The following is a 23,247-nucleotide window of genomic DNA, read 5'->3' as shown; positions in this document are numbered from 1 at the left end:
AAGGAGGAGCCCATGACAGAGCGAGAGACAGAACTGCATGAGGTAGATGATCATCTGGATTATGGATTATCCGTTGTATTCATCGGCTTTAATCCCAGCTTGAAATCAGGCGAGGTAGGACATCATTATGCGAATCCGCGCAACCGCTTTTGGCGCATACTGGAGGGAGCAGGCTTGACACCTCGCTTGTACGATCCATCGGAAGATCGGGAGCTGCTGAAGCTGGGCTTCGGCTTTACGAACATTGTTTCCCGTCCTACGAGGGGAGTAGAGGACATTGCACGCGAGGAATACGCCGAAGGACGTCTGAAGCTATACGAGAAGCTAAAGGAATACCGCCCGAGGGTTGCTTGCTTTGTCGGCAAAGGCGTGTACACCGAATACAGTAAAAAATCCAAAGTAGATTGGGGATTTCAGCCTGAACCGCTAATTCCCGAGATGCATGAATTTGTGGCACCTTCGTCTAGCGGACTGGTGCGCATGTCGCTGGAAGAAATCACAGATATTTATCGCCATCTTCAAACGTTCCTTTCGTCAGAAATCGTCTGAAATGCAGTAAGTATGGTGAATACAGCTAGCACAAAAAGAACCACACGCTCCAGTCCCTGCTGGGAAGAGCGTGTGGTTCTTTGAGCTGTTTCTATTGTAAGGCTTTCGCCTGCCATGCCTGTTCCACGGGAACATAAGGATATCCCAGATCACGTGCGACCGCTTCGTAGGTAATATGTCCGTTCAGGACGTTGGTGCCGCTAAGCAGTGGCTTGCTTCTGCGAAGCGCCTCTTGCACACCCAGATCTGCGAGCTGGAGAGCAAAGGGGAGCGTCGCGTTCGTCAGAGCGAGCGTCGAGGTTTGCGGTACCGCGCCCGGCATGTTTGCTACCGCATAGTGAATGACGCCATGCTTCACATAGGTAGGCTGGTCGTGTGTCGTGATGTGGTCAATCGTCTCGACTATGCCGCCTTGGTCGATGGCGACATCCACAATCACAGAGCCGGGCTGCATCGTCTGTACCATCGCTTCCGTTACGAGCCGCGGGGCTTTGGCACCAGTGATTAGGACAGCACCGATCAGCAAATCACTTTGCGCCACGGCTTCAGCAATGTTGGACGGGGTGGACACCAGCGCATGGAGCTGATTTCCAAAAATATCGTCCAGTTGGCGCAGTCTTGGCAGGCTCAGGTCGATCAGTGTCACATCTGCCCCGAGACCGATGGCGACCTTGGCAGCATTGGTGCCGACCACCCCTCCGCCAATAATGGTCACTTTACCGCGTTTGACCCCCGGCACACCTGCCAGCAGGATGCCTTTGCCACCCTTTGGTTTTTCCAGCAGTTGTGCTCCAATTTGTACAGCCATTCGTCCGGCAACCTCACTCATCGGAGTAAGTAGCGGAAGGCTGCCTTCAACATCTAGCGTCTCATAGGAAATGGCGGCTACGCCGTTGTCTGTTAAAGCGCGGGCCAGTGCTGGCTCGGCAGCCAAATGCAGATAGGTGAATAAAATCAATCCTGGTCGAAAATACCCGTATTCAGAGGGGAGCGGCTCTTTTACCTTGATAATCAGATCCGCCTGGGACCACACGTCCGCAGCTTGTTGCACAAGAGTCGCACCCGCAGTGGCATAATCTCCATCCGTAAAGCCGCTTTCAACACCTGCATGGCTTTCCACAAATACGTGATGTCCATGTTGAATCATTTGAGCTGCACCTGCAGGCGTTAGAGCGACACGATTTTCGTTGTTTTTAATCTCTTTCGGAATCCCAATTTTCATTTCATTCACCTCTCCTAAAAATAATTGTTAAGAAAATTACACTATCATTTTTGTGCAGTTTGCCGATTAGTTACATGGACTCAAGCCGATAAATGCAATTCATGTTAGATTAGGTACAGTTTACAAGGGGGGGAGCTCCTTGACATCATACATTTTGTCGGATTATCTGACTTAAAGGCTCGACTTTTTGATGAATATATGTCATATAAAATGACATAAAGACATATACATAAGGAGAATGCCGATGAACGGTAAAAAAACATTTACCATTGCGGATGTGCTGGAACGTCCCGTTTTCCGGCGGGCAAAACTGGCGGCGGGGGAACAGGGCGTAAATCGCCGTGTGGGTTGGGTACATGTACTAGAAATCACAAATGTTTCTCCGTTTGTGAGCCGTCATGACTTGATTTTGACGACCGGCCTGTGGCTCACACGGAAGGGGGAAGAGCGTGCCGAGTATATGGAGCAACTGATCCGCTCGGAAGCTGCGGGATTGTGCGTGGAGCTGGGCACGAGCATTCATGAAATCCCCTCTGAAATTCTGGAGTTGGCGGAACGACATCACTTCCCGGTCATCGTATTTGAGCAGCCAGTGCGTTTTGTTGAAATTACACAAGATATTCATTCCCTACTTATTAACCGACATCATGAACTCCTAAAAGATCTGGAGCGATTTTCACGTCAGCTTCAGCAGGAGACCCTGCGCAGCACTGATATGAACGCCCTCTTGCGTGTGCTTCATGACTATGCAGCCCGGCAGGTCATCTACATGTCTTCCATTGAAACCAATCGATTCGTACCTTCCGTCCAGCCGGATCTAGCGGACCGTATTGCAGATTTTTATGCCAATGAAGTGGAATCTAGTATGACCGCCGATCGGGAGGGGCATCTGCTGTTTCACCTGAATGAATCCACCGCCGTCTTGTTCCAGCCCGTTGTATGCTTCGGTCAGGTGTTTTCCGCAGTAGGTTTGGTGCTGCATAGTGAAATGCCAACGGAAGAAATGTCGCTGTTACTCGATTACACTGCCAAGGCAGCCGCTACATTGGTGCTGAGAACACAGTTTCTTGAAGACCGATTGCTGCGTAATCAAAATGAATTGATTCAGGATGTATTGAGCGGACAGCTTCCCAGTGAAGAACAGGCCCAGACCCGAATGGGCCTGCGATTGTTATCGAAGGGGCAGTATTTATTTTGGGCAGGGGTCATTGAGGTAGAACATCAGGACAAGGATGCCAGTCAGGTACGCAAGGAATCCATCAATCAGGATGTGCTGGTGCTGCTTCGTTCATTGTTGAAAAAAGAAACGTTGCACAATCTGCTGATGATGAAGGGGAGTCAATGCTACATCCTTTGTGCCAAGGAGGAATTAACACTGCGTTCCGCAGCGCAAATGAAAAAAGTGCTTGCCCATACTGTTCAATATATTCAGAATTATGCCGCAGGACAGCTTGATAAGGTGCGCATTCATGCAGGCTTTGGTAAAGTAAGGCATCGCATGACGGGGACGGATCGCAGTTTTGAAGAGGCATATGAGGTCATTGAAGTGGCACGAAGCGTCCCAGTCATGAAGGATCGGTTATTTTACGACAGCATCGGAATCTATCAGTTGTTGAAGGCGGTGCCCCGCATTCCTTTTCTACAAGAGTTCGTAGAGGACCATTTGGGCGGGCTGATTGCGCATGATCGTGAGCACCATATGCAGCTTCTGGATACACTGGATGCCTATTTTCAATCCCATGGCTCCAAGCGTGATACCGCCGGAATTTTGTACATTCACAGACAGACCCTTTATAATCGGCTGGATAAAATTAATGAAATCATAGAGGGAAATCTGGCAGACCCTGACAAACGTCGTTGCCTAGAGATGGCGCTACTGGCTTACCGAATGCTTCAGGCTGAAAATTGATCCTAAATAACTAGTTCTATTTTCCATTCTACTCATTTACAATGCGTGTTAACACTGAGATAATAGAAGAGATAACGGAAATATCTTGAAAGGGGATTAATATGAATATAAAAAAATGGATCGCCGTCCCTCTTATTCTGTTAATGGTAGCTTTGACAGGTTGCCAGGCAGTAGGTGGATTTGATGTAAGTAAAAACTTATTGGGAACACTTGATGTGAAATCCCAGCAGACAACGGAGAAAATCTCTCTTAAATTGACTCCAAAAGAAGGAATCTCGCAAGGAGATAAAGAAATCGTAGATTTGATTAATTCGATTTCTGTCACTGTGGATGAAGCCAAGGTACAATCGGAGGAACTTGCTTCTGCCAAAGGTACATTGCACATCGATAAGTATAATTTGCCGTTTGAACTTGCTTTAGACCGCCAAGGTTTGGCTATTCAACTGGAAGGTGCCAAAAAACCTTATTACATATCTTTGAACTCGCAAGAGAGTTTGAGCGGTCTGCCTGCTGGATTTGATCCATATGTATATTCCAAAGACGTGAGAGAACTGACGAAAACAGCCGCTGCACTTATGCTCAAGCATGCGCCTAACCCTTCTACCATTTCTGCAACGTCTGTAACCGAGGAAGTATACGGTGAAAAAGACAAAGTGAAACTGACCCATCTGCATGCTGAACTTCGTGGTGATGAGCTGGTAACATTAGTAAAACCGTTCCTGGCGAATCTGGCGAAGGACGAAGCAGGCTTGAAAGAGCTGATCGGGCAAGCCATTGATATGACTAAAACGATTGCTTCCGGCATGAATATTGAAGGTAGTGATAAAGTAACAACGGAACTGAGTGCTAACAAAGAAAAAATGGTCAATGAGGCTTATACCGAAGTTAAAAAGTATTTGGATCTGGCCGTTGATCAGTATGATGTAGGCGTTAGCACCATGTATGCACAGTCCCCTGAAATCAAAACGGTTCTGAGTGCTAACACGGTTCTGAAAAGCGACATGTATTTTGATGAAAAAGGAAATGTTCGCAAAGCAGCGACAGACTTGACAGTTGCTCTGCCAGATGTGGACGGTCTTCCGGTGAAGTCCTTCACAATTCTGACCGAAACTCAATCCTGGAACGTCAATGGTAGTGTGACGGCTGATAAAGTGGATATTTCTAACGGTGTTATTGACTTGAATAAACAAGCTGAATTAACTCCGGGAGCGACGCTGCGCAATTTTGAAGCGAATTCTCCGATCTACAACATTTTAAAAAATGATTTGGAAATTACAAAAGTAGAAACCATTTTCGATCCTAAAGACGATTACTACGTCTTGGAGAATCGTGGTGGCACTGCCTTTATTCCATTGCGTGAACTGACGAGCGAACTGAACTCCGAGTTAAAATGGGATGCAGCTGCTAAACAAACTACTGTAATTGATGATATTACAGGTAAGACGATTAAGCTGAAAAGTGGCTCCAAACAGGCTGTATTGGAAGGAAGCACATTGACGCTGCCACAAGCTCCATATACGGATGAATATGGCACATTGTATGTTCCTTTCAAATCAGTTGCCGAGGCGCTTGGCGCCACAGTAACTCGTAACAATGATGGGGAATATGTACTGAAACGCGACTAAAAAAGATATTCAAGGAACCGGCCCAATTAGGGCTGGTTCTTTTTTAGTTAAATTGGTAAAATGCTCAGTAAAGCGATTAAAATAAGCGCTTACAAATTTTAAAAGTGCCATACTTTTATACAGGGAAAATTGAGATAATTATAGTATCATTCCAGCATAGGAAAACACATACAATTAGGGGGATATACGATGAAAGATATGGAACTATTGAATTCCAGAGAGGGACAAATGGTGCTTGCCCGAATGTACGGTCAACAGCAAATCTCTGAGCAAACGACTCGATATGAATCACTTATACAGGCGTATCGGGAGCATTTTGGTGTAGGGGATATTGAACTGTTTAGTGCTCCGGGACGTTGCGAAATTGGTGGAAATCATACAGACCACAATCACGGGAAGGTGCTGGCAGGCAGTATAACACTCGATACCATCGCTGCAGCTTCTAAAGTGGAGGAGTCTGTAATTACATTCTTTTCTGAAGGCTATAAGACGAAGTACGTCATCGATTTAACCGACTTGTCGCCAAAACCGGAGGATGACAGTACGATGCTGCTGGTTCGTGGTATTGCCGCTGGTCTACTTGAATTCGGATACCGTATCGGGGGATTCCAAGCTTATATATCAAGTAATGTATTCTCTGCTTCAGGTTTAAGCTCTTCCGCTTCTTTTGAAATGTTGATATGCACGATATTAAATCATTTTTATAACGAGGGAGCGTTAGATGCAGTTGCTAAATCCAAAATTGGTCAGTATGCGGAAAATAGCTATTGGAACAAGCCGTCGGGGCTGCTTGATCAGATGGCTTGCGCGTATGGCGGCTTGATTTCCATTGACTTTGAAAATCCCAAGGAACCGATCATAAATCCTGTTCATTGGAATTTTGAACAAAACGGATATTCCCTCGTTATTGTAAATACAGGCGGAAATCATGCTGATTTAACGGACGATTACGCGGCGGTGCCCAACGAAATGTTTGCAGTGGCTCAATCTTTAGACGCTTCGGTTTGCCGTGACTTATTGCCAGAGGATCTATATGCCAACCTTAAAATGGTCAGGGAAAAAGCAGGAGACCGTGCAGTACTGCGGGCGTTGCATTTTTTTGAAGAAAATAGGCGTGTGGATGAACAGGTGAAATCACTGGAGGAGGGGCGCTTTACTGATTTCCTGAGGCTCATTACCGAATCTGGTAATTCCTCATGGAAATGGCTCCAAAACGTATATAGAAGTGGGGTTGCGCGGGAACAAGACGTATCGGTTGCACTGGCTTTAACGGAAATGTATTTAAAATCAATAGATAACAGCGCATGCAGGGTACATGGGGGTGGCTTCGCTGGTGTCATCTTGACGATTCTTCCGAATGATCATGTGGATGATTATAAGGAGTGGATCAGCGGAATGCTGGGAACTCCGGTACTTGTTGTCAACGTCCGTGAGGACGGTGCCGTTAATGTTAGTGATTTGATAAATGTTGAACGGACTCATTGAGAGTTTACAAACTAGTCAGTCAGTAGAAGACTTTAACCCATGGGTTAAAGTCTTTGTCCTTTTTATCGCCGATACAGCTTAGGTTTGCGTTATAATAAAGAGATGATAGTTTTAATGAAGGAGGGCCTGTCATGGCTATATACCCGTCCTGGTCCTATTCGCAATCGAGGGCTCAAACGTTCGATGAATGCTTACGCAAATACTATTATCATTATTACGGCTCGCATAATGGCTGGAATTCGGCACAGGGCACTGAAGAGCAAGTTACGTTGTATCGGCTCAAGCAACTGAGCAACTTATATATTTTATTCGGGAATATCACGCATCAAATGTGTGAATCAGTCATACGTGGATGGATGGAAAAAGGGGCTATCCCGCGTACAGCATACCTCGAGACAGCTATGAAGAACATGTTGAATGACAGCTACAAGGAATCGCTACACCGTGAGCTATGGCTACAAGATCCGAAAAATCGCGTCATGCTGGCGGAGGTTTATTACGACGACGAGGTGCTTTCGGAACGAATCGCCCTTATTAAGGAGCGACAGCACGCGGTGATACACAATTTATACCGTACTGCGGTTTGGCATGAACTGCAACAGGGAAAGGCCCGAATTGTAGAAGTGGAGAAGTGGGATACGATGCTCCTTCACGAGACGAAAGTGTATGTCAAAATGGATTTGCTCTACCGTAGAGACAATGGAGACTTGGTCATCGTGGATTGGAAAACAGGCAAGGAAGGCGATTTTTCCGACCAACTTTTTTTGTATGCTTCCTATGTGCAGGAGCACTATCAGCTTCCATTGGAGAAGATCGAGGTACGTGTGGAGTATCTGATGACAGGAGAGCATGAGGTGTATCGTCCCGCGCAAGAGGATATCGACAAAGTGGTTGGTAATGTCGGACGATACATCGAGGAAATGAAGTCCTGTCTCGATGACGATTACTATAATCGCCCCAAGCCTGAATCTTTCTTCACTCCGATGCCTTCACGCAGAGCGTGCGGAGGCTGTAATTTTCGTGAGGTATGTAAGTACCGAGCGGTGTGAAATGACTTGATCGCCTTTGCCCCCGGATTCCTACCCTAATTAAAGCTAGTGAATCCGGCCATATGGCAAATCTATAATTCTTCTATGTTTTGAAACCGCTTTATAATTTAGAAGCTGCGAGGTATGATAAGGGTATTATTGGAAAATGCGAAGGAGGAAGTTAGGAAGATGACGAGTATAGAACACGCACGTATTCTTTTTCAGGGAGATTCTATAACAGACGGAGGAAGGGGACGAAATGAGGACGCGAACCATTGGCTGGGTCAGAGCTATGTGTATCTGATCGCAGGTGCGTTGGGGAGCCGTTTGACTACCACGCAGCCAGAGTTTGTGAACCGGGGAATTTCGGGGGATCGAGTTTCGGATTTGTATGCACGTTGGAATGAGGACACGTTTAGCCTGAAGCCGGACCTGCTCAGTATTCTAATCGGAGTGAACGACGCCTGGCGGATCGTGGAGCAGGAGCCGTCCGGGGTGACGGACCGATTTGAACGAGCCTATCGCCACCTTCTGGAAGAAACGCGTGAAGTGATGCCTGATCTGGGACTCGTGCTGTGCGAGCCGTTTATTTTGAAAACGGGAGCTACCGAGGCGCGATGGGACATTTGGCAAGAAAAAATAACGGGATACCAGCGTATTGTACGTCAGCTTGCGGACGAATTTGGGGCCGTATTTGTGCCGCTCCAGAGCATGTTGAACGAAGCCGCTATCCAGGCGGACGCCTCCTATTGGCTGCATGACGGGGTTCATCCGACAGCGGTTGGGCATCAATTGATAGCTGATCAATGGATAGATATTGTGCAAAAGAGTCCGCTGGCGATTCGCTAACAGGGGCATACATAGTCTACTCCTTGTCATTTTTGGGTAATACACGATTATGGACATCATTACTTATGTTATGGTTCCATCCAAAAATGAATGTCAAAGGGGGGGCTTCTTGCTTCGTCATGAACGGAGCAAGAGAGGGCTATGGAAACGATAAATATCATTCTGGTTATATTGCTTATCGCATTAACTGCTTTTTTTGTGGCCTCGGAGTATTCCATTATTCGTGTGCGAGTATCTCGCATCAATCAATTGGCCTCTGAAGGCAACAAAAATGCGAAAGCCGTTAAAAACATTCTGTCTCGGCTGGACGAGTATTTATCTGCTTGTCAGCTCGGAACCACATTAACCTCAATGGCGCTAGGCTGGCTAGGGGAATCTACTGTTGAACATCTGCTACATCCCCTGTTTGTGTTGGCTCATATTCCAGCAGGCCTGACGGGAGTGCTCTCCTTTTTGCTGGCTTTTCTAATCTTGACCTATTTCGAGGTGGTCATTGGGGAGCTGGTACCGAAAACATTCGCCATACAGATTGCTGAACCAATGGCATTGTTTTTTGCCCGTCCAATCACGATATTCTATAAAATGACCTATCCCCTGAATTGGGTGCTCAGTCGTTCATCGCGTGTCATTACGGGTCTCTTCGGGCTCAAAAGGGTATCTGAAGAAGATGCGGCACTCAGTGAAGCCGAGCTTCGTTTGGCGTTATCTGAAGGCTTTCGTAGTGGTGAAATTACACCGACAGAATATCGATATCTGAACAATGTATTTGATTTTGACGACCGTGCGGCGCAGGAAATTATGGTACCGCGCATCCACATCCGTTCCATCTCCCACCAGGCAACAGTGGCCGAGTTTATGGAGCTGATCGAGGACAAAGTTTATAATTTTCTACCTGTAGCTGAACATGGCGACCGGGATCGTATTATCGGGATGATTCGCGTCAAGGAAGCCCTGCATGATTTGGCACGTGGGCACAGCACAGGGAATACGACGATGGCTTCTTATATTCACCCGGTGCTTCAGGTTATCGAGACGGTTCAGGCTCGGGATCTGCTGATTCAGATGCAAAAACGACGCATTCCAGTAGCGGTGCTGGTGGACGAATATGGTGGAACATCTGGACTTGTCACACTGGAGGACATTATGGAGGAGATTGTTGGAGACATTCCTTCCTATACCGACACCGAAACCCCCGCAGCGTTAACTCCACTCATTACAAAAACAGACGATCATCGTTACATACTCAAATCACAGGCGCTCATTCATGAGGTCAATCGACGCTTGGAGACGGATATTGAGGCCGGGGACGTATATACAATTGGGGGATGGATGCTTTCAGAGCGTTTTGATATCCAGCAAGGAGAGAAGCTGACCATCGGTTTATGGGAGTTTACCGTACTGGAAAAAAACAGTCACCAAATAGACGCAATTGAAGCGATTAAGAAAGCAGTCGTTGAACAGAAAAATGACAATGATTTTTAATAATGGAAAATGACTTTGTCGAGTAACAGCTCGCTTAAGATGTGACGAATGGCCTGTAAAGCTTGTGACAGCGCGATTCGTCCGTTTTAAGATGCAAGCTGCTACCTGGTAACATATTGTTTTTTGTGATTAGGATAGGGGACTTAAGACTCTGTATCTTTATGCTCATGAATATATCTGTCTATGAAAAATACTACTAGAAATGTAGCAATTTTATGGTAAAATGGAATCAAATTTGAGTTTTTTGGGGTGGGCTACAGTACATGAAGATGTCACTAGGTACGAAAATGGTTACTGCATTTGTCTCAATTTCTGCAATAACCTATGGAACAAGCGCTTTTTTTATTTTTGTACTCAAGGACTGGCTTGCTCAAGGTACACAAGAATGGGTGTACACTTCGATCATTCTGTTATTGGGTGTTCTGTGGAGTGGCATTTTGGGCTGGTTGATCTCAAAATTACTCACACGGCCAATTGTTAGGTTGGCAAAGGCGGCAGAGGAAGCTTCGGCTGGGAACCTGTCTGTTGTGATTCCTGAACGTCGTTCGGAGGATGAAATTAAAGTTCTGTATGATGCATTTCGGCATATGATGCTGAACATTAAAGATATGTTCAATGAGATCTCGTACAGCACCAAAACAACTTCGCAAAGTGCGGAAAATCTGAGCTTGGCTATTGTGCAGGCTACCACACAAATTGAGTCCATGTCTTCGGTGGTAGAAGATATTTTGAATGGCGTGGAGCAGCAAAAGCAAGCATCTGCCCAATCTATTAAAACAGCAGACCGAATGCTGGGCGATTTTAAAATGATGCGTAGCAAATCGGGGCATATGCTGGAACTGTCAGGCCATATGGAGCATTCAGTAGATTCGACGCAGACCGTATTTTCATCCCTGATGGATGGAATGGGAGAGCTGACAGCATCACATGGTCGTTCGCAGCAGGTAATTGCCCGACTGGAAAAAGAAGCTTCCCAAATTGAAGCGATTACAAGCACCGTGAAGGATATTGCGGAACAGACCCATTTGCTGGCGTTAAATGCTTCCATAGAAGCGGCGCGTGCGGGAGAAGAAGGGAACGGGTTTGCTGTAGTGGCTCACCAAATTCGCGCACTTGCTGCCCAAAGTACGGAGTCTGTGCAGCAAATAAATGCCATCGTTAGCCGTGTCCAGTCACAAATCGTAGAGACAGTGCAGTTGATGCATCAGCAGACGTCATTGGTCAGTGCTGAGGCGGAACGGACAAGCTCTGTGGATCAGACGCTGAACCGTTTGAACGCTATTGTACGTGAATTTGTCGAGAGCATCCGTTTAATGGAAGAAGCCGTGACGGAGCAGACGAACCGGGTAGATCAAACCTTTGAGCAGATCCATCGTATTCAGCAAATGTCAGGGGCCTTCTCTGAAGGAGCTCACAAAATTTATACAGCTGCTCATGAGGAGACAGCAATTATGCAGGAAATTTCGTCTTCTTCCGAGGATTTGAAAGTGCTTACGAATAAACTCATGATGAAAACACGGGGAATGCAACTATAACAGAAACCGTCATGTGAGGCATGATATATACAAACAAAATATAGCCGCTATACACCGGAAAACGAAGCAAAATGGTTCCCCGGTGTGTAGTGGCTATTTTTTAATTTCAAAAAACTCACATTGTTTTCTGGGGTGGTAAGCCAGATCACTGACGCTGGATTGCACGACAATGGTTTGATCGTCGAAACGGATTATGATTCCGCCAGAGCCAATCAATTGGTCATCCTGAAATACTCGGACACGAAGATGACGTTCCAGTGCCTCATTGAAATCCTGATCTGTAATTAATCGGCGATTAATGGCCATGAGGGTTCTCCTTTAAATATAATATCTTTTATCATAAAGGTAAGGTATTGAACAAGCAAGAAACACGGCTAGAACATAATCGGCTATTGGGTATAAAATAGAATGCAACGAAGAGAGAAAGAGATCAAAGGGGGCTAGCTATGGATAGGTCGTGGTCAGGTACTTGGTTTGATGCCAATGCGCCAGAAGGGTTCGAGGCTTTTACTCCGTCACATGGGTTGGCTATATTGGGACTCATTGTATGCGCTTTGATGCTGTGGCTGACTCGGGGATGGATTCGATCGAACAAGCCTGTAAGCGAGGGAATTCGCTGGTTGTTAATTACAGTCCTCATTCTGTCAGAGGTGACTCTGAATATTTGGTATGTGATGCAGCATATTTGGGATGTCCAGACCTCATTGCCATTAGAACTGTGCAGTGTGACACTGCTGCTGTCTATCCTGATGCTTATTTTTCGAAGCCGCTGGTTATATCCGATCATCCTTTTTGCCGGAATTGGAGGGGCGCTCCAAGCCGTACTTACGCCTAATTTGGCATATGCATTTCCGCATTATCGTTTTATCCATTTTTTCGTAGCTCATAGTGCTATTATTTTGGCAGCCTTGTATATGAGCTGGATAGAAGGACTCAAACCGACATGGAAGAGTGTGGGGGGAGTTATGCTTTTTCTGAATGGCTTGGCGCTGATGGTGTGGATCGTAGACGATGCTCTCGGTGCTAACTACATGTTTCTAGCTGGAAAGCCGTCGACACCGTCGATATTGGATGTTTTGGGGCCATATCCTCTGTACATTCTGGCAGAAGAAGCCATTGCACTGCTGTTCTTTTCGCTTCTGATGCTGTTGTTCGAGGTGCTTCCAGGAGGCAGGCTGTATGTCCGCTTTCGCAAAGGAGCTCTGCATGGTGCTGACAGGTCGATATAAGCCGTTGTAAAGCGATATAAAGGCAGCCTATTCCACAAGTATATGACCAGGGATAAGGCTGCTAAGAATGCCTAAACAGTAGTATAGGTATAACGTTCCCCATTCTAATACTTAACGCAGTAGTGATTCTGCTCCGTCTACATAAATTTCCGTACCCGATACATGAGATGACTCGTCTGAGGCGAGAAACAGGACCAGATTGGCAACCTGCTCTGGCTCACCAGGGGCATCCTCTAGCGGATGCTCTCCGCCCTTCGGAAATTCGACTGGAATTTGTACCTGCTTCAAGTCTTCCGAAGGGTACGTGTTATCGTCAATTTCCGTGTCGATAGCTCCCGGGCATATCGCGTTGACCCGAATTTTGTAACGTGCCAGCTCCAGCGCTGCCATTTTCATAAAAGCAACCTGAGCTGCCTTGGTGGAGGCGTAGGCTGAGAATCCAATACCCGAAAAGGTTCGATTACCGTTGATGGAGCTGGTAATGATAATGCTGCCACCGCGTTCTTTCAGGTAAGGGACGGCATATTTAACGGTAGCAAAGGTGCCGCGAAGATTAATGTTCATCGTGCGGTCCCATTCCTCCAGCTCCAGTGTCTCAATAGGGGCCATGGTGCCGTTAATGCCTGCGTTGGCGAATACTATGTCCAGCTTTCCGTACGTTTCCACGACTTTAGCGAACCCCTGCTGAATCATGTCCGGCTTGGAAATATCACATTCCAGTACAAGTGCCTCGCCGCCAGCCTGCTCAATGATTGCTTTGGTCTCCTCTGCATGCTTGGGTGTCCGATCCAGCATGACCACCTTGGCGCCTTGTTCTGCAAAACGGATCGCGGTTGCCTTGCCGATCCCTGAACCTCCACCACTGACCACTGCTATCTTCCCTTGCAATCTCTGCTCTGCCATTGACTATTCCTCCCATTCCGTTCATAAACTAAACCTGACTCGTTATTCCATACCTCTGTACGTTGATGGTGAAACAGTCACACTGGATTTCATCCCATTTGCGAAATATGGTAACATAGGCGAACCAGCAGGAACTTATAGCAAAAACATATAGCAGGAACAAGTATGGAGAAGACCGAGTGACGGAGGTGGATCGAATTGAGCTATAACGCAAATGACCGACCCGAATCGACAGACGCTATAGCACTGACCGGAAAAATGAAACCGTGGGCACTGAGCGGCCCCAGTATTCAAATCGATCCGTTGTTTCCCTATTACGCCAACCGTTCGCGGGACAGTATAGCAGATGAGATCGCCCTTGCGGGCTACCAGACCGTTCATTATTTTGTCGTGCGTGAAAATGAAGTGGATGGAGCGCTTGTTGCTGCTTTTCAACGCAGAGGCATAGCGGTGTGGGCAATGGTGCTAGGCAACGGTTCTTTTGGCGTGTCCCAGCTGCCGCCGGAGTGGAGAGAATGGCGCATGGAGCTGCTGCGCGAACCGAACGACGGATTTCAGCGGCTTTCGCATTTTGCTCAGGAGTATGTGGAATGGAAAAAGAAAGCCGCTGCCCGGCTCGTCACCGACATTCCGTTCGACGGGTTCGAGGTGGCGGAGCCTTATTTCCCCGAATGGAACGGGCTGCGCAGTGGAGTGTACGGGGATGTTGGGCCGCATGCACAGCGTGCCTTTCGCGAGCGTAGCGGTGAGGACATTCCGGATTTCCGCGACAAGCATGCGCGGAATTATTACCGGAAGGTTCCGAAGCTGTACGCGCAGTGGGTTGATCTGCGTGTGGACGCCGTGAACGGCCTGATCAGCGAGCTGGTGAACGGCGCGGGCGGTGTACGTGATGTCCGGCCGGACATCTGCGTGGCGACATGGTCGCTTGCTGTGAGCGGACGCGGCGATGTCCCAGGCCAGCTGCGGGAATGGCAGGGTCTGGACGCGGTAGCTATGATCGGGTGCGTCGCCCCGGATATGCACGTACTCCAGACCCATTGGCCGGACTGGATGCGCCGCCGTCTACCGCCACAGTATACCCGGGGCTATGCTCGCATCGCGCAGTCGATACGGGCCGCTTATCCGGGCCTGCCCCTCGGGGTGCAGGCGGATATTGGCTCCCTCGCGCGTATGGTACGTGACCGCGAGTGGACGCAGCGGTTTGGGGCTACCGCCCTTGAGGGCGGCTACGACGCCTGGACCGCCTATGAATACCATTTGGGTGGTTACATGTACGATGAGCCGCCCAAACCGCTTAAGGCGGAACGTTCAGCCGAAGATGAGGTAGTTATTTCTTTCAGCAAGCGGATTGCCACACCGTCTGTAGATGAGCTGCGTATTTGGAGCCGGGAGGACAGAGCAGGTACAACACGCGAGCTGAGCCGCCACCTAAGAAACGATTCACTAACGTTGCTGGAGCTTGTGGATGCCGTAGCAGACGGAAACCGTCTATTGCTGCGTATACACAATTTACCAGCAGAGGCGTTCAGCTTGCGCCTTGATGGTGTACAGGATACACCGGAGCTGTGGTTGCTCAAGGGGAGGAAGCTACATCGCAATCTGCCAGAGGATGAAGTGAGGGTTCCTTAAAATTTGGGTAATAACAAAATAACAGCTGTATAAACGGCTCATTTGCCATAGCATTTTAGAATTGTATATTTTTGAGGAGCAGCATCTTTTCAAAACATAAACGATAGTGGAGTGAAAAAAGTATGTGGGATTGGGATTACCTGATTCGGGTCATGTTTGCCGGACTATGCGGCGCCTTAATTGGCTATGAGCGCAAAAGTCGCATGAAAGAAGCGGGCATTCGCACCCATTTCATTGTCGGTATTGGCGCAGCGCTCATGATGGTGGTATCCAAATATGGTTTTCAGGATCAAACCGTCTGGTCGAACCTGTCGCTGGACCCTTCCAGAATAGCAGCACAGGTTATAAGTGGAGTCGGCTTTATCGGCGCAGGGATGATTTTTACACAAAAAAATAGAATTAAAGGACTGACCACTGCCGCAGGCATCTGGACTACCGCCGGAATCGGTATTGCCGTAGGTGCAGGGATGTATGGGCTTGGTGCAGGTGTAACGCTGTTTATTTTAGCGGCTCAGTCCTTGCTCCATAGTCGTTTTTATCAGATGGCTACTCCGTCCACGCGACAAGTAGTTGTTCAGGTCGACAATGAGCCGGGCGTGCTGAATCGGATCAAAGAACTGCTGGAGCACAAGAAGCTGACGATTCACAGCTTTCACGTCGAGCGCATCAATAATGGTGAGCAGTTGGTTATTCATATGCTTGTAAAGCTGTCCCGGTCAGAGGGAGTGGAGGAACTGCTGTCACTGCTGCAAGAGATGGAAGGTATTCGTTCAGTCGAGACTAAGTCCAATTAGACGAATTTACTGCTCATACAGTAGCTTTTTTGTCGAACGCTGACAGACCCATTTAACAGTAAAAAACTTTAAAAATAATGATTGAAAACGCTTCCTTTTGTGTATATACTCTTACTACATCACAGAGACAGCAGCTTAGAAAGCATCAGGGGATAAGCAAAAACGACCTCATGCGTATGCACAAGGTCGTTGCTGTTATCCCGTTCTGAAAGACTGATTTGATGTCTTACTTTACTTTGACTGGAGCTGGATATTTTTTACCCAGCGTATCCACAGTGACTTTTTTCATCGTAGCCGGTTTGATCGGTTTGTCATTGCTATCTCGTTTGGAATTGACGATAGCATCGACCACATCCAACCCGGACGTTACTTTACCGAAAGCGGCATATTGACCGTCGAGGTAGTCCGCATCGGCAACCATGATGAAAAATTGCGATCCGGCCGAATCCAGATCCGCTGAGCGGGCCATGGATAATACGCCACGTGTATGTTTGAGTGTATTGTTAACACCATTGCTCTTGAATTCGCCTTTGATACTGTAGCCGGGGCCACCTGTACCGTTACCTTGCGGATCACCACCCTGAATCATAAAGCCTGGGATGACACGGTGGAAAATGGTACCGTTATAGGCTCCCTTTTGCACCAAAGAAATGAAGTTGTTAACCGTGTTCGGTGCTACTTCCGGATACAGCTCAAGCTTAATTTTCTTGCCATCATTCATGACAATCGTGACAATCGGATGGGAAACAGCCTTGCTTTTGTCTTTAGTCGCAGCAGGAGTTGTAGTGCTTGTCCGGCTGGCAGCTTCCACATCGGCCGCTTTTGTGCCGCATCCAGCAACCAGCACGAGCATGATGGCCAGCAGGCACAGCGTGTACCATGGGCGTATCGTTTTTCGGTTCATTGATATTCCTCCTGAAAGGTTGGATGGTGTAACATCCTAAATTATAGTTTGGGGGCAGCGCAGAACACTTTTCCATTTTCTATCATACCTTTTTTGCTGGGGATAAGGAAATACGGGTTTGAAAGCCGTATTCTTGACCCATACTGCTGCTATTCCCAAGGAAAGGGGCAGGATCATGATGGAGGTAGACAAAAAGCTGGCGAAAGGTCTCATATGGGGTATGGCGTTCAGTCTGCCGGTTTGGGTAGGGGTGCTGTACTCAGTACAACATATTCGTGACTGGCTATAACATAAAGCGTAAAGATAGGCCAAAACCGTTGTGGTTTTGGCTTATTTATATTTGTGCCAGTCCAAATTGCTGTTATTCAGTAGATGCTCGAAGTTGTTATCCAGCTTCTTCTGTTCAGCTTTTTTTGCTTCGACGGCACGCTGCCGTTCGTCTTCTTTACGCTTGTCCTGTTCTGCTTGGGCTTCATTGGCTTGAGCCTTAAGCTTATTCAGCACATCCTGACTCAACAGATCTTTTAACGTAGCAGGTTTGTCCTGAGCCGCAGGAGCAGGGGAAGACGAATTTCTCTTCTTAGCCATGTCATCATCTCCATTCCATTCGATTATATCAGCTTCTGCACGGTTGTTCCACGATTGAAGGATGAGCTGGGCGGTAGACTTTTCTAATTTAGAGGGTAATAATGGAATGAGCAGAAGGGACGTGTGGCATCATGCATCTATATTGGAAGCGAAACCTGGTCATTTTGTGGATTGGAGTATTGTTTTGCAGCATGGCCTATTCCGTGTCTATTCCGTTTTTACCTATTTTTCTGAATACGGAAATGGGCGTAAATGATCATCTGGAACTGTGGTCGGGGATTGCCTTTGGAGTCACTTTTTTAGCCAGCGCGCTGATTGCCCCATTTTGGGGTTCGCTTGCAGATAAGTATGGACGTAAGCCGATGTTGATTCGTTCAGGCTTTAGCCTGGCGGTGTTGTACCTGATATGTGCTTTTGTGACAGATCCGTATGTGTTCGTAGGAGTACGGTTGTTTCAAGGCCTTCTATCCGGGTTTATTCCTGCTGCGATTGCGCTGGTCGGAACGGGCTCGCCTGAGGAGAAAACCGGCTATGCACTCGGTATTATGGCGACCGCTGGGGCGACAGGCAGCATTATAGGTCCGCTGATTGGCGGTGTAGTGAGCCATTATTATGGCAATCGGAATGCCTTTTTTTTCTCTGCAGCTCTTGTGCTGGTATCTGCGTTAATCGCGACTTTTGGCGCTAGAGAGGACAGCTTCAAGGGAACCAGTACCCGCTCGCATGTTCGTGATGATATCAAGGAGGCTATTGCTAATCGGCCTTTGTGCTTTTTGCTTATTCTGGCGGGATTAAGTACCTTTTCCGTCATGATATTGGAACCGTTAATTACGGTATATGTGCTTGAAATGGGAGTTGACCGTAGCCGGGCGTCTTTAAGTTCCGGGATTGTATTCTCAGCCGTTGGTATTGCGGCGGTGCTCATGGCTCCCCGATGGGGACGGATTGGAGGCCGGACCGGATTTGCACACGTGCTGCTGATTGGACTGATCGGTTCGGGAATCGGGAACATCTTACAATTTTTTGTAACCAACTTTGTTGGTTTTGGTGCGCTTCGGTTTGGATATGGATTGTTTTATGCGTCCGTCATGCCGGCTATCAACGCAATGACTGTTGAGGTCACCAAGCCGGAGTTTCGCGGACGAGCCTTTAGCTTGAGCCAATCAGCCACTCAACTCGCGACCATGGCGGGGCCGTTGATTGGCGGTATGCTTGGCAGCTGGATGCCAATCCGCTGGATCTTTGTGTTAAACGGTGGCATACTGCTGCTTGCAGCGTTGTTGCTATGGGCGAAGGGAAAAAATGTGTTCCCGGTTTCAGCCAGGAAGAACGTAACGGATCAGGATATTCATTCTGCCGGATAAGCGAATCACACAGGATTGTCTAAGAGGACAACCTTAGAGCTCATAGAGCAGGTCTTTTTTTGTGCTATTAGATAATTATCCCAAACCTTTACTTTTAGTATACTTATTCATAACCCTCTACACTGATAATATGACAAGGAGGGATATATTATGATAAGAGACGACATTTTGCGTCAACAGCTTGAGAAAGCTCGTCAAAAGCTGTATATTTTGCAAGCAAAACATGGCTTTAATCATGCCAGTGTGCTCAGACAGTCTGTAATTATGGATAACCTCATCAATCAATATAACCACCTTTTTTATATAAAAGAAAAAAAGCCGACTGCATAAATGCAACCGACTGGGCGAGAAACTTTTGGTGAGGTCACTCGCCCTTGTACTGTAGCGCTAATACCTATACAACGATGCTTATCTTAACTTTTATAACTAGTGTGCAATCTATCATTTTAGGTACGGTTCGTTTGATGAGCACTCAGTAGGACACCTATAATGACGACCAAACCACCAATGATTTGGCGCCATGTAATCGTTTCTTGCAAAAGCAACACAGAAAATAAGACTCCAAATATCGGAACCAAATTCATCAGAGAAACGGAACTGCTCGGTGACAGCTTGATTAATCCGTAATTGTAAAGCAAAAATGCGATAACGGAGCAGAATACGCCCAGATATACTAACAACATAAACGATCCTGTTGTCGGAGCCTGCCAACTATCCTTTTCTAATAGAGCCAACGGTATAAAAAAGATACTTCCTGCAACAGTTTGATAAAAAGATAACGTCACAGGCGGATATTTGTCCACTACCTTGCGCGTCATGAAAGTGTAAAACGCCCACGCAAAACCCGTTCCAATCAATATTAAATTTCCGATTAGTTGATTCTTACTATCCGAGCTTTCGCCAACTGAAGTCAAGAAATATACCCCGATCATGGCCAATGCTATACCGCAAATTTTATATTTGGATATTTTCACTTTATACAAAATAAGTTCAAGCAGCGATGTAATTGCGGGATATGATGCAACAATTAATGCTGCGTTGGAAGCGGTAGTCAAGCTAACCCCTATATTCTCCATTGAAAAATAGAGAGTGATTCCCAAAACACCACTAAACGAAATCGTAACCAAATCTTTTGGCTTTACTTTGATATGTTCTTTTTTAATCAGCAAAACGATACCTAGCACAACGGAAGCTATAATAAATCTGGATAGACCCAAGGTAAGAGGGGGGAACGTCGTGTAGGCTGCTTTGGTGGCAATAAACGATGTACTCCAGATCAATAGGGCCAGAATCGTAGAACCGTAGTAAATCCGGCTGCTTTCGCTGTGATGAGCTATGACTTTGTTCAAGTTAAATCCTCCCTGAGGTAATCCCCTGTGAAATGATGATAGTAGCTACTAAAGTGACTACTATAAAAACGTTACTAAAAAGATAGTGTGTATATCAGTTTTTGTCAAGGGGAAGTGATATAGTAAGGATGAACACGAATTGAGGAGAAGACGTCATGAAACCAAAACCAAATATATTAGAAATTCTACGGGATTTGAATTTTAGTGAATATGAAGCCAAGGCTTATGTGACCTTATTGGAAAGCTCTCCACTTTCGGGATACGCCGTTTCATTGAATTCCGGGGTACCGAGATCCAAAATTTACGAGGTTTTGTCTGGAATGGTCAACCGTGGGGATATCATGGTCAGTCAAGAAAATACGCCTCTGTATGTGCCGCTCCCGCCACATGAATTGATTGCCCAGAGAAAACGCAAAGCAGAGCAGATTTTCAATGTGGCGCAAGAGAGTTTGGAGCAGTACACAGCATCATTTCAAAATAGAGAGAATATTTGGAATATTTCGGGGTATGAAGCCATTATCAATCGCATAAATGAAGGGGTAAAGGGAGCAAAACACCGAATTTTATTGGAAATTTGGAAAGAGGATGCCGAGGTGTTCCGAGATGCCTTAGAGCAAGTCGCTCAGCAAGGAATTGAAGTGATCATTGTAGCGTATGGGGAGCTTAATTTTGATTTCGCTACTGTTTACCGCCATGATATGAGTGAGGAGATTACGTCTGAAATTGGTGGTCGGTGGATTGTACTTAGCGTAGACGACCGGGAGGTCGTAGCTGGCATACTTTCACTTGGTGATGACAGCCGCGCTGCATGGACGTTGCATCCGGGTCTGGTGATGCCGATTACAGAAGTGATTATTCATGATATTTATATCATGGAAATCCTATATGAGTTCCGTGAACAATTAGAGGCGAAATTCGGCCCTAATCTAATTCATCTTCGCAATAAATTTGCTATGGGTCCGAATGGCAAAGGATATTATGTTCCTTTGACTGAAAAAAGCATTAAACGTGTATAGAGATTGTCTGAGTTCCGATGTGCAAAAATAAACAGGCCCATGGAGTGTTATTCCATGAGCCTAATTTTATTGGGTGTTGTGTTCAATTATTTTACGGTTACAATCACACGTTGATAATGCTTTAAAGGATGTTTTCCATTGTCCTGTACTTCTGCAATGATATGAAGCGTATTCCCTGACTTAGCATCTGCAGGAACTGTGAAACTAACTGCATTCGTATCACTACCTTGCAAGTCAATCGTGTTTACTTTCTCGCCTTTAGCTACTTCTCGATGAAGCCCAAGCTGCATTTCCCCCAGCAATTCAGGTTTAACTTGTGCTGGTTTTACTTTAGAATCCTCATACGTGTCTGCTTCAAAATATCTCCACCATTTATAGGTCAATTGATTACCGTCGGGATCTGAACCTTCTGCATGCAGGGTTATTTTCTCCCCTGGACTAGCGGTTAGGTCTAATCCTTCTTTAATGGTCAACGTTGGATTGTGGTTGGCATCTTTGTAGTCGGATGCAATAGCCCAATCTGCACGAGCAGCAAAGTCATTTTGAATATCATCAAACCAACGCATCAGAGAATACTCTGCTTCGAATTTTTTCGTATGCACATCATAATCTAACACGGTATTTCTAAATAATTTATCGTTAACGACACCGAAACGACCTCCCCAGCCACCATAGGTTGGGTTTTCCATACTCCGCAATCCGTTATCAATTAAATAGAAGAAGGATGGAGAATCACCTTCAGAAATAAAGTCATACTTGTCGTATTGTGGATTTTTCTTTAAGTAGGCTTCACTGCCTCTTTGTTCTTCATCCAACTCGCCTTTGATGATATTGCCATCGCCCATCAAGGCATACATATTGAGCAACTTGCCATGACCATCTTTAATATTTTTGAAGTTCCATTCCCCGTGCAACTTGCTGTTTACTTCTTCTGTGTGCATTTTCCAAGCATAAGCGAAATGCCAGAAGTTAGATTGATCATTAATAATTCTGATGTCAGGCCAATTTTTAGCGATGTAATTATTGTAGCTATCGTCCTGGTCCAGAATGATGTACAGTACGAGTTTATCACTTACTTTTTTTCGAATCGTTTCCCATTGATCTGTATTTTTATATTCGTCTTCAATGGACTTTAAAGCTCTGGCCGTGGTATTGGTTCCACCCCAAGTTTGTACGTACAAATCTCTTTTGTCATCGTCCAGGAAAAGTGTTTTAAGGAAATTGGAGCCTTCCGTTTCTTTGTCCATTTCACCTTTATTTGAAATGTTACCTATTTTGGTAACGCTCTTGATATATTCAGGCTTTGGATATCCCTCGGCATGTTTGATTAAGTTGGGGTAAATCTCTCCGTAGGCATCAATCATGTCCGTTACCCATTGCGTTCCGGTCCATCTAAATGGCTTGATGCCAGCCTTTTCATCACCTGCATAATGATATACGGAGCTAGTCAGTACAATCCCCGACAAATCCATTTCATTGGAGTAAAGAAGAAAGCGAATGACAGAGTTCATATCATCTACTTCTCCATCGGTAGTGATTACCGTTCTGGCCTTGGTTGCTTTATTTTCCGTTTGTTTTTCTGTTGGAGCAGCGCTTTCATCCTTCACAACGGCGGGAGCCTTACTACTACAGCCACTGATGATCAAAATACAAATCATGGCTAATAAAAAAATGCTTAACCCTTTTCTTTCTCTCATTTCTGTTCCCCTCTCTGAACGTTCCTATGATGTTTTTTTAGGATTATAACCATGTAGGTATTCTTTTTATTCAAGAATTAGGCATAA

21 protein-coding genes are annotated in these 23,247 nt (G+C 46.2%); 14 read left to right on the top strand and 7 right to left on the bottom strand.

What is annotated here, in order from left to right; translation table 11 throughout:
- Window positions 1-12: 12 nt before the first annotated feature.
- Window positions 13-549 (top strand): mismatch-specific DNA-glycosylase, encoded by a 537-nt coding sequence (locus NSS66_RS05965; protein ID WP_028543200.1) that lies wholly within the window; start codon window positions 13-15, stop codon window positions 547-549.
- A 91-nt stretch (window positions 550-640) separates the two neighbouring features.
- Here the strand turns inward: NSS66_RS05965 and ald are convergent, their stop codons facing one another.
- On the bottom strand, window positions 641-1,771 hold the full coding sequence (ald, locus tag NSS66_RS05960; RefSeq protein ID WP_068938480.1) for an alanine dehydrogenase: 1,131 nt from the start codon (window positions 1,769-1,771) through the stop codon (window positions 641-643).
- A 244-nt stretch (window positions 1,772-2,015) separates the two neighbouring features.
- Between ald and NSS66_RS05955 the strand changes: the two genes are divergently transcribed.
- The 7 genes from NSS66_RS05955 to NSS66_RS05925 all read left to right on the top strand — a co-directional run bounded on the left by NSS66_RS05955 (window position 2,016) and on the right by NSS66_RS05925 (window position 11,684).
- Window positions 2,016-3,680, top strand: a complete 1,665-nt coding sequence (locus NSS66_RS05955) for a PucR family transcriptional regulator (RefSeq protein WP_028543198.1) — start codon at window positions 2,016-2,018, stop codon at window positions 3,678-3,680.
- Between the two features lie 101 nt (window positions 3,681-3,781).
- A complete protein-coding gene (locus tag NSS66_RS05950) occupies window positions 3,782-5,305 on the top strand; it encodes a copper amine oxidase N-terminal domain-containing protein (RefSeq protein ID WP_340958566.1) in 1,524 nt (507 codons plus the stop codon).
- A 189-nt stretch (window positions 5,306-5,494) separates the two neighbouring features.
- Window positions 5,495-6,790 carry a galactokinase gene (locus NSS66_RS05945; RefSeq protein WP_028543197.1) on the top strand — a complete coding sequence of 432 codons (1,296 nt, stop codon included), beginning with the start codon at window positions 5,495-5,497 and terminating at the stop codon, window positions 6,788-6,790.
- 131 nt (window positions 6,791-6,921) lie between these two features.
- Window positions 6,922-7,839: a PD-(D/E)XK nuclease family protein gene (locus tag NSS66_RS05940; protein WP_340958565.1), complete on the top strand. Its 918-nt coding sequence runs from the start codon at window positions 6,922-6,924 to the stop codon at window positions 7,837-7,839.
- A gap of 168 nt (window positions 7,840-8,007) precedes the next feature.
- A complete protein-coding gene (locus tag NSS66_RS05935; protein ID WP_179085432.1) occupies window positions 8,008-8,667 on the top strand; it encodes an SGNH/GDSL hydrolase family protein in 660 nt (219 codons plus the stop codon).
- A gap of 141 nt (window positions 8,668-8,808) precedes the next feature.
- On the top strand, window positions 8,809-10,149 hold the full coding sequence (locus tag NSS66_RS05930; RefSeq protein WP_340958564.1) for a hemolysin family protein: 1,341 nt from the start codon (window positions 8,809-8,811) through the stop codon (window positions 10,147-10,149).
- Window positions 10,150-10,412: 263 nt separating this feature from the next.
- Window positions 10,413-11,684, top strand: a complete 1,272-nt coding sequence (locus tag NSS66_RS05925) for a methyl-accepting chemotaxis protein (RefSeq protein ID WP_076264445.1) — start codon at window positions 10,413-10,415, stop codon at window positions 11,682-11,684.
- 93 nt (window positions 11,685-11,777) lie between these two features.
- On the opposite strand, the gene NSS66_RS05920 is transcribed toward NSS66_RS05925, so the two are convergent.
- Window positions 11,778-11,990: a hypothetical protein gene (locus tag NSS66_RS05920; protein ID WP_013309048.1), complete on the bottom strand. Its 213-nt coding sequence runs from the start codon at window positions 11,988-11,990 to the stop codon at window positions 11,778-11,780.
- 140 nt (window positions 11,991-12,130) lie between these two features.
- On the opposite strand from NSS66_RS05920, the gene NSS66_RS05915 reads away from it, so the two are divergent.
- Window positions 12,131-12,913 (top strand): YwaF family protein, encoded by a 783-nt coding sequence (locus NSS66_RS05915; protein WP_076264444.1) that lies wholly within the window; start codon window positions 12,131-12,133, stop codon window positions 12,911-12,913.
- A gap of 111 nt (window positions 12,914-13,024) precedes the next feature.
- On the opposite strand, the gene NSS66_RS05910 is transcribed toward NSS66_RS05915, so the two are convergent.
- Complete coding sequence (locus NSS66_RS05910; protein WP_279832022.1) at window positions 13,025-13,816, bottom strand: SDR family oxidoreductase; 792 nt, start codon at window positions 13,814-13,816, stop codon at window positions 13,025-13,027.
- 258 nt (window positions 13,817-14,074) lie between these two features.
- Here NSS66_RS05910 and NSS66_RS05905 point away from each other — a divergent pair, with 258 nt between their 5' ends.
- The gene (locus tag NSS66_RS05905) at window positions 14,075-15,448 is read left to right on the top strand and encodes an N-acyl-D-glucosamine 2-epimerase (RefSeq protein WP_338533693.1); all 1,374 of its coding nucleotides are present in this window, start codon (window positions 14,075-14,077) and stop codon (window positions 15,446-15,448) included.
- Window positions 15,449-15,570: 122 nt separating this feature from the next.
- Window positions 15,571-16,242: an MgtC/SapB family protein gene (locus NSS66_RS05900; protein WP_053324781.1), complete on the top strand. Its 672-nt coding sequence runs from the start codon at window positions 15,571-15,573 to the stop codon at window positions 16,240-16,242.
- A gap of 226 nt (window positions 16,243-16,468) precedes the next feature.
- Here NSS66_RS05900 and NSS66_RS05895 read toward each other — a convergent pair whose 3' ends face one another.
- Window positions 16,469-17,146 carry a peptidylprolyl isomerase gene (locus NSS66_RS05895; RefSeq protein WP_023987315.1) on the bottom strand — a complete coding sequence of 226 codons (678 nt, stop codon included), beginning with the start codon at window positions 17,144-17,146 and terminating at the stop codon, window positions 16,469-16,471.
- Window positions 17,147-17,476: 330 nt separating this feature from the next.
- Window positions 17,477-17,734 (bottom strand): YqkE family protein, encoded by a 258-nt coding sequence (locus NSS66_RS05890; protein WP_023987317.1) that lies wholly within the window; start codon window positions 17,732-17,734, stop codon window positions 17,477-17,479.
- A 131-nt stretch (window positions 17,735-17,865) separates the two neighbouring features.
- Between NSS66_RS05890 and NSS66_RS05885 the strand changes: the two genes are divergently transcribed.
- Complete coding sequence (locus NSS66_RS05885) at window positions 17,866-19,098, top strand: MFS transporter (protein ID WP_023987318.1); 1,233 nt, start codon at window positions 17,866-17,868, stop codon at window positions 19,096-19,098.
- A gap of 150 nt (window positions 19,099-19,248) precedes the next feature.
- Window positions 19,249-19,428, top strand: a complete 180-nt coding sequence (locus tag NSS66_RS05880) for an aspartyl-phosphate phosphatase Spo0E family protein (protein ID WP_025723205.1) — start codon at window positions 19,249-19,251, stop codon at window positions 19,426-19,428.
- Between the two features lie 116 nt (window positions 19,429-19,544).
- Here the strand turns inward: NSS66_RS05880 and NSS66_RS05875 are convergent, their stop codons facing one another.
- Window positions 19,545-20,447: a DMT family transporter gene (locus NSS66_RS05875; RefSeq protein ID WP_023987320.1), complete on the bottom strand. Its 903-nt coding sequence runs from the start codon at window positions 20,445-20,447 to the stop codon at window positions 19,545-19,547.
- Between the two features lie 155 nt (window positions 20,448-20,602).
- On the opposite strand from NSS66_RS05875, the gene NSS66_RS05870 reads away from it, so the two are divergent.
- A complete protein-coding gene (locus NSS66_RS05870; RefSeq protein WP_023987321.1) occupies window positions 20,603-21,463 on the top strand; it encodes a TrmB family transcriptional regulator in 861 nt (286 codons plus the stop codon).
- A gap of 86 nt (window positions 21,464-21,549) precedes the next feature.
- On the opposite strand, the gene NSS66_RS05865 is transcribed toward NSS66_RS05870, so the two are convergent.
- Window positions 21,550-23,160, bottom strand: coding sequence for a DUF1593 domain-containing protein (locus NSS66_RS05865; RefSeq protein WP_340958563.1), 1,611 nt, complete (start codon window positions 23,158-23,160; stop codon window positions 21,550-21,552).
- Window positions 23,161-23,247 lie beyond the last annotated feature (87 nt).

Source organism: Paenibacillus sp. FSL R10-2748 (assembly GCF_038005565.1).
GTDB classification, from domain to species: Bacteria; Bacillota; Bacilli; order Paenibacillales; family Paenibacillaceae; genus Paenibacillus; species Paenibacillus polymyxa_B.
This window is presented reverse-complemented; position numbering and strand designations above follow the sequence as displayed.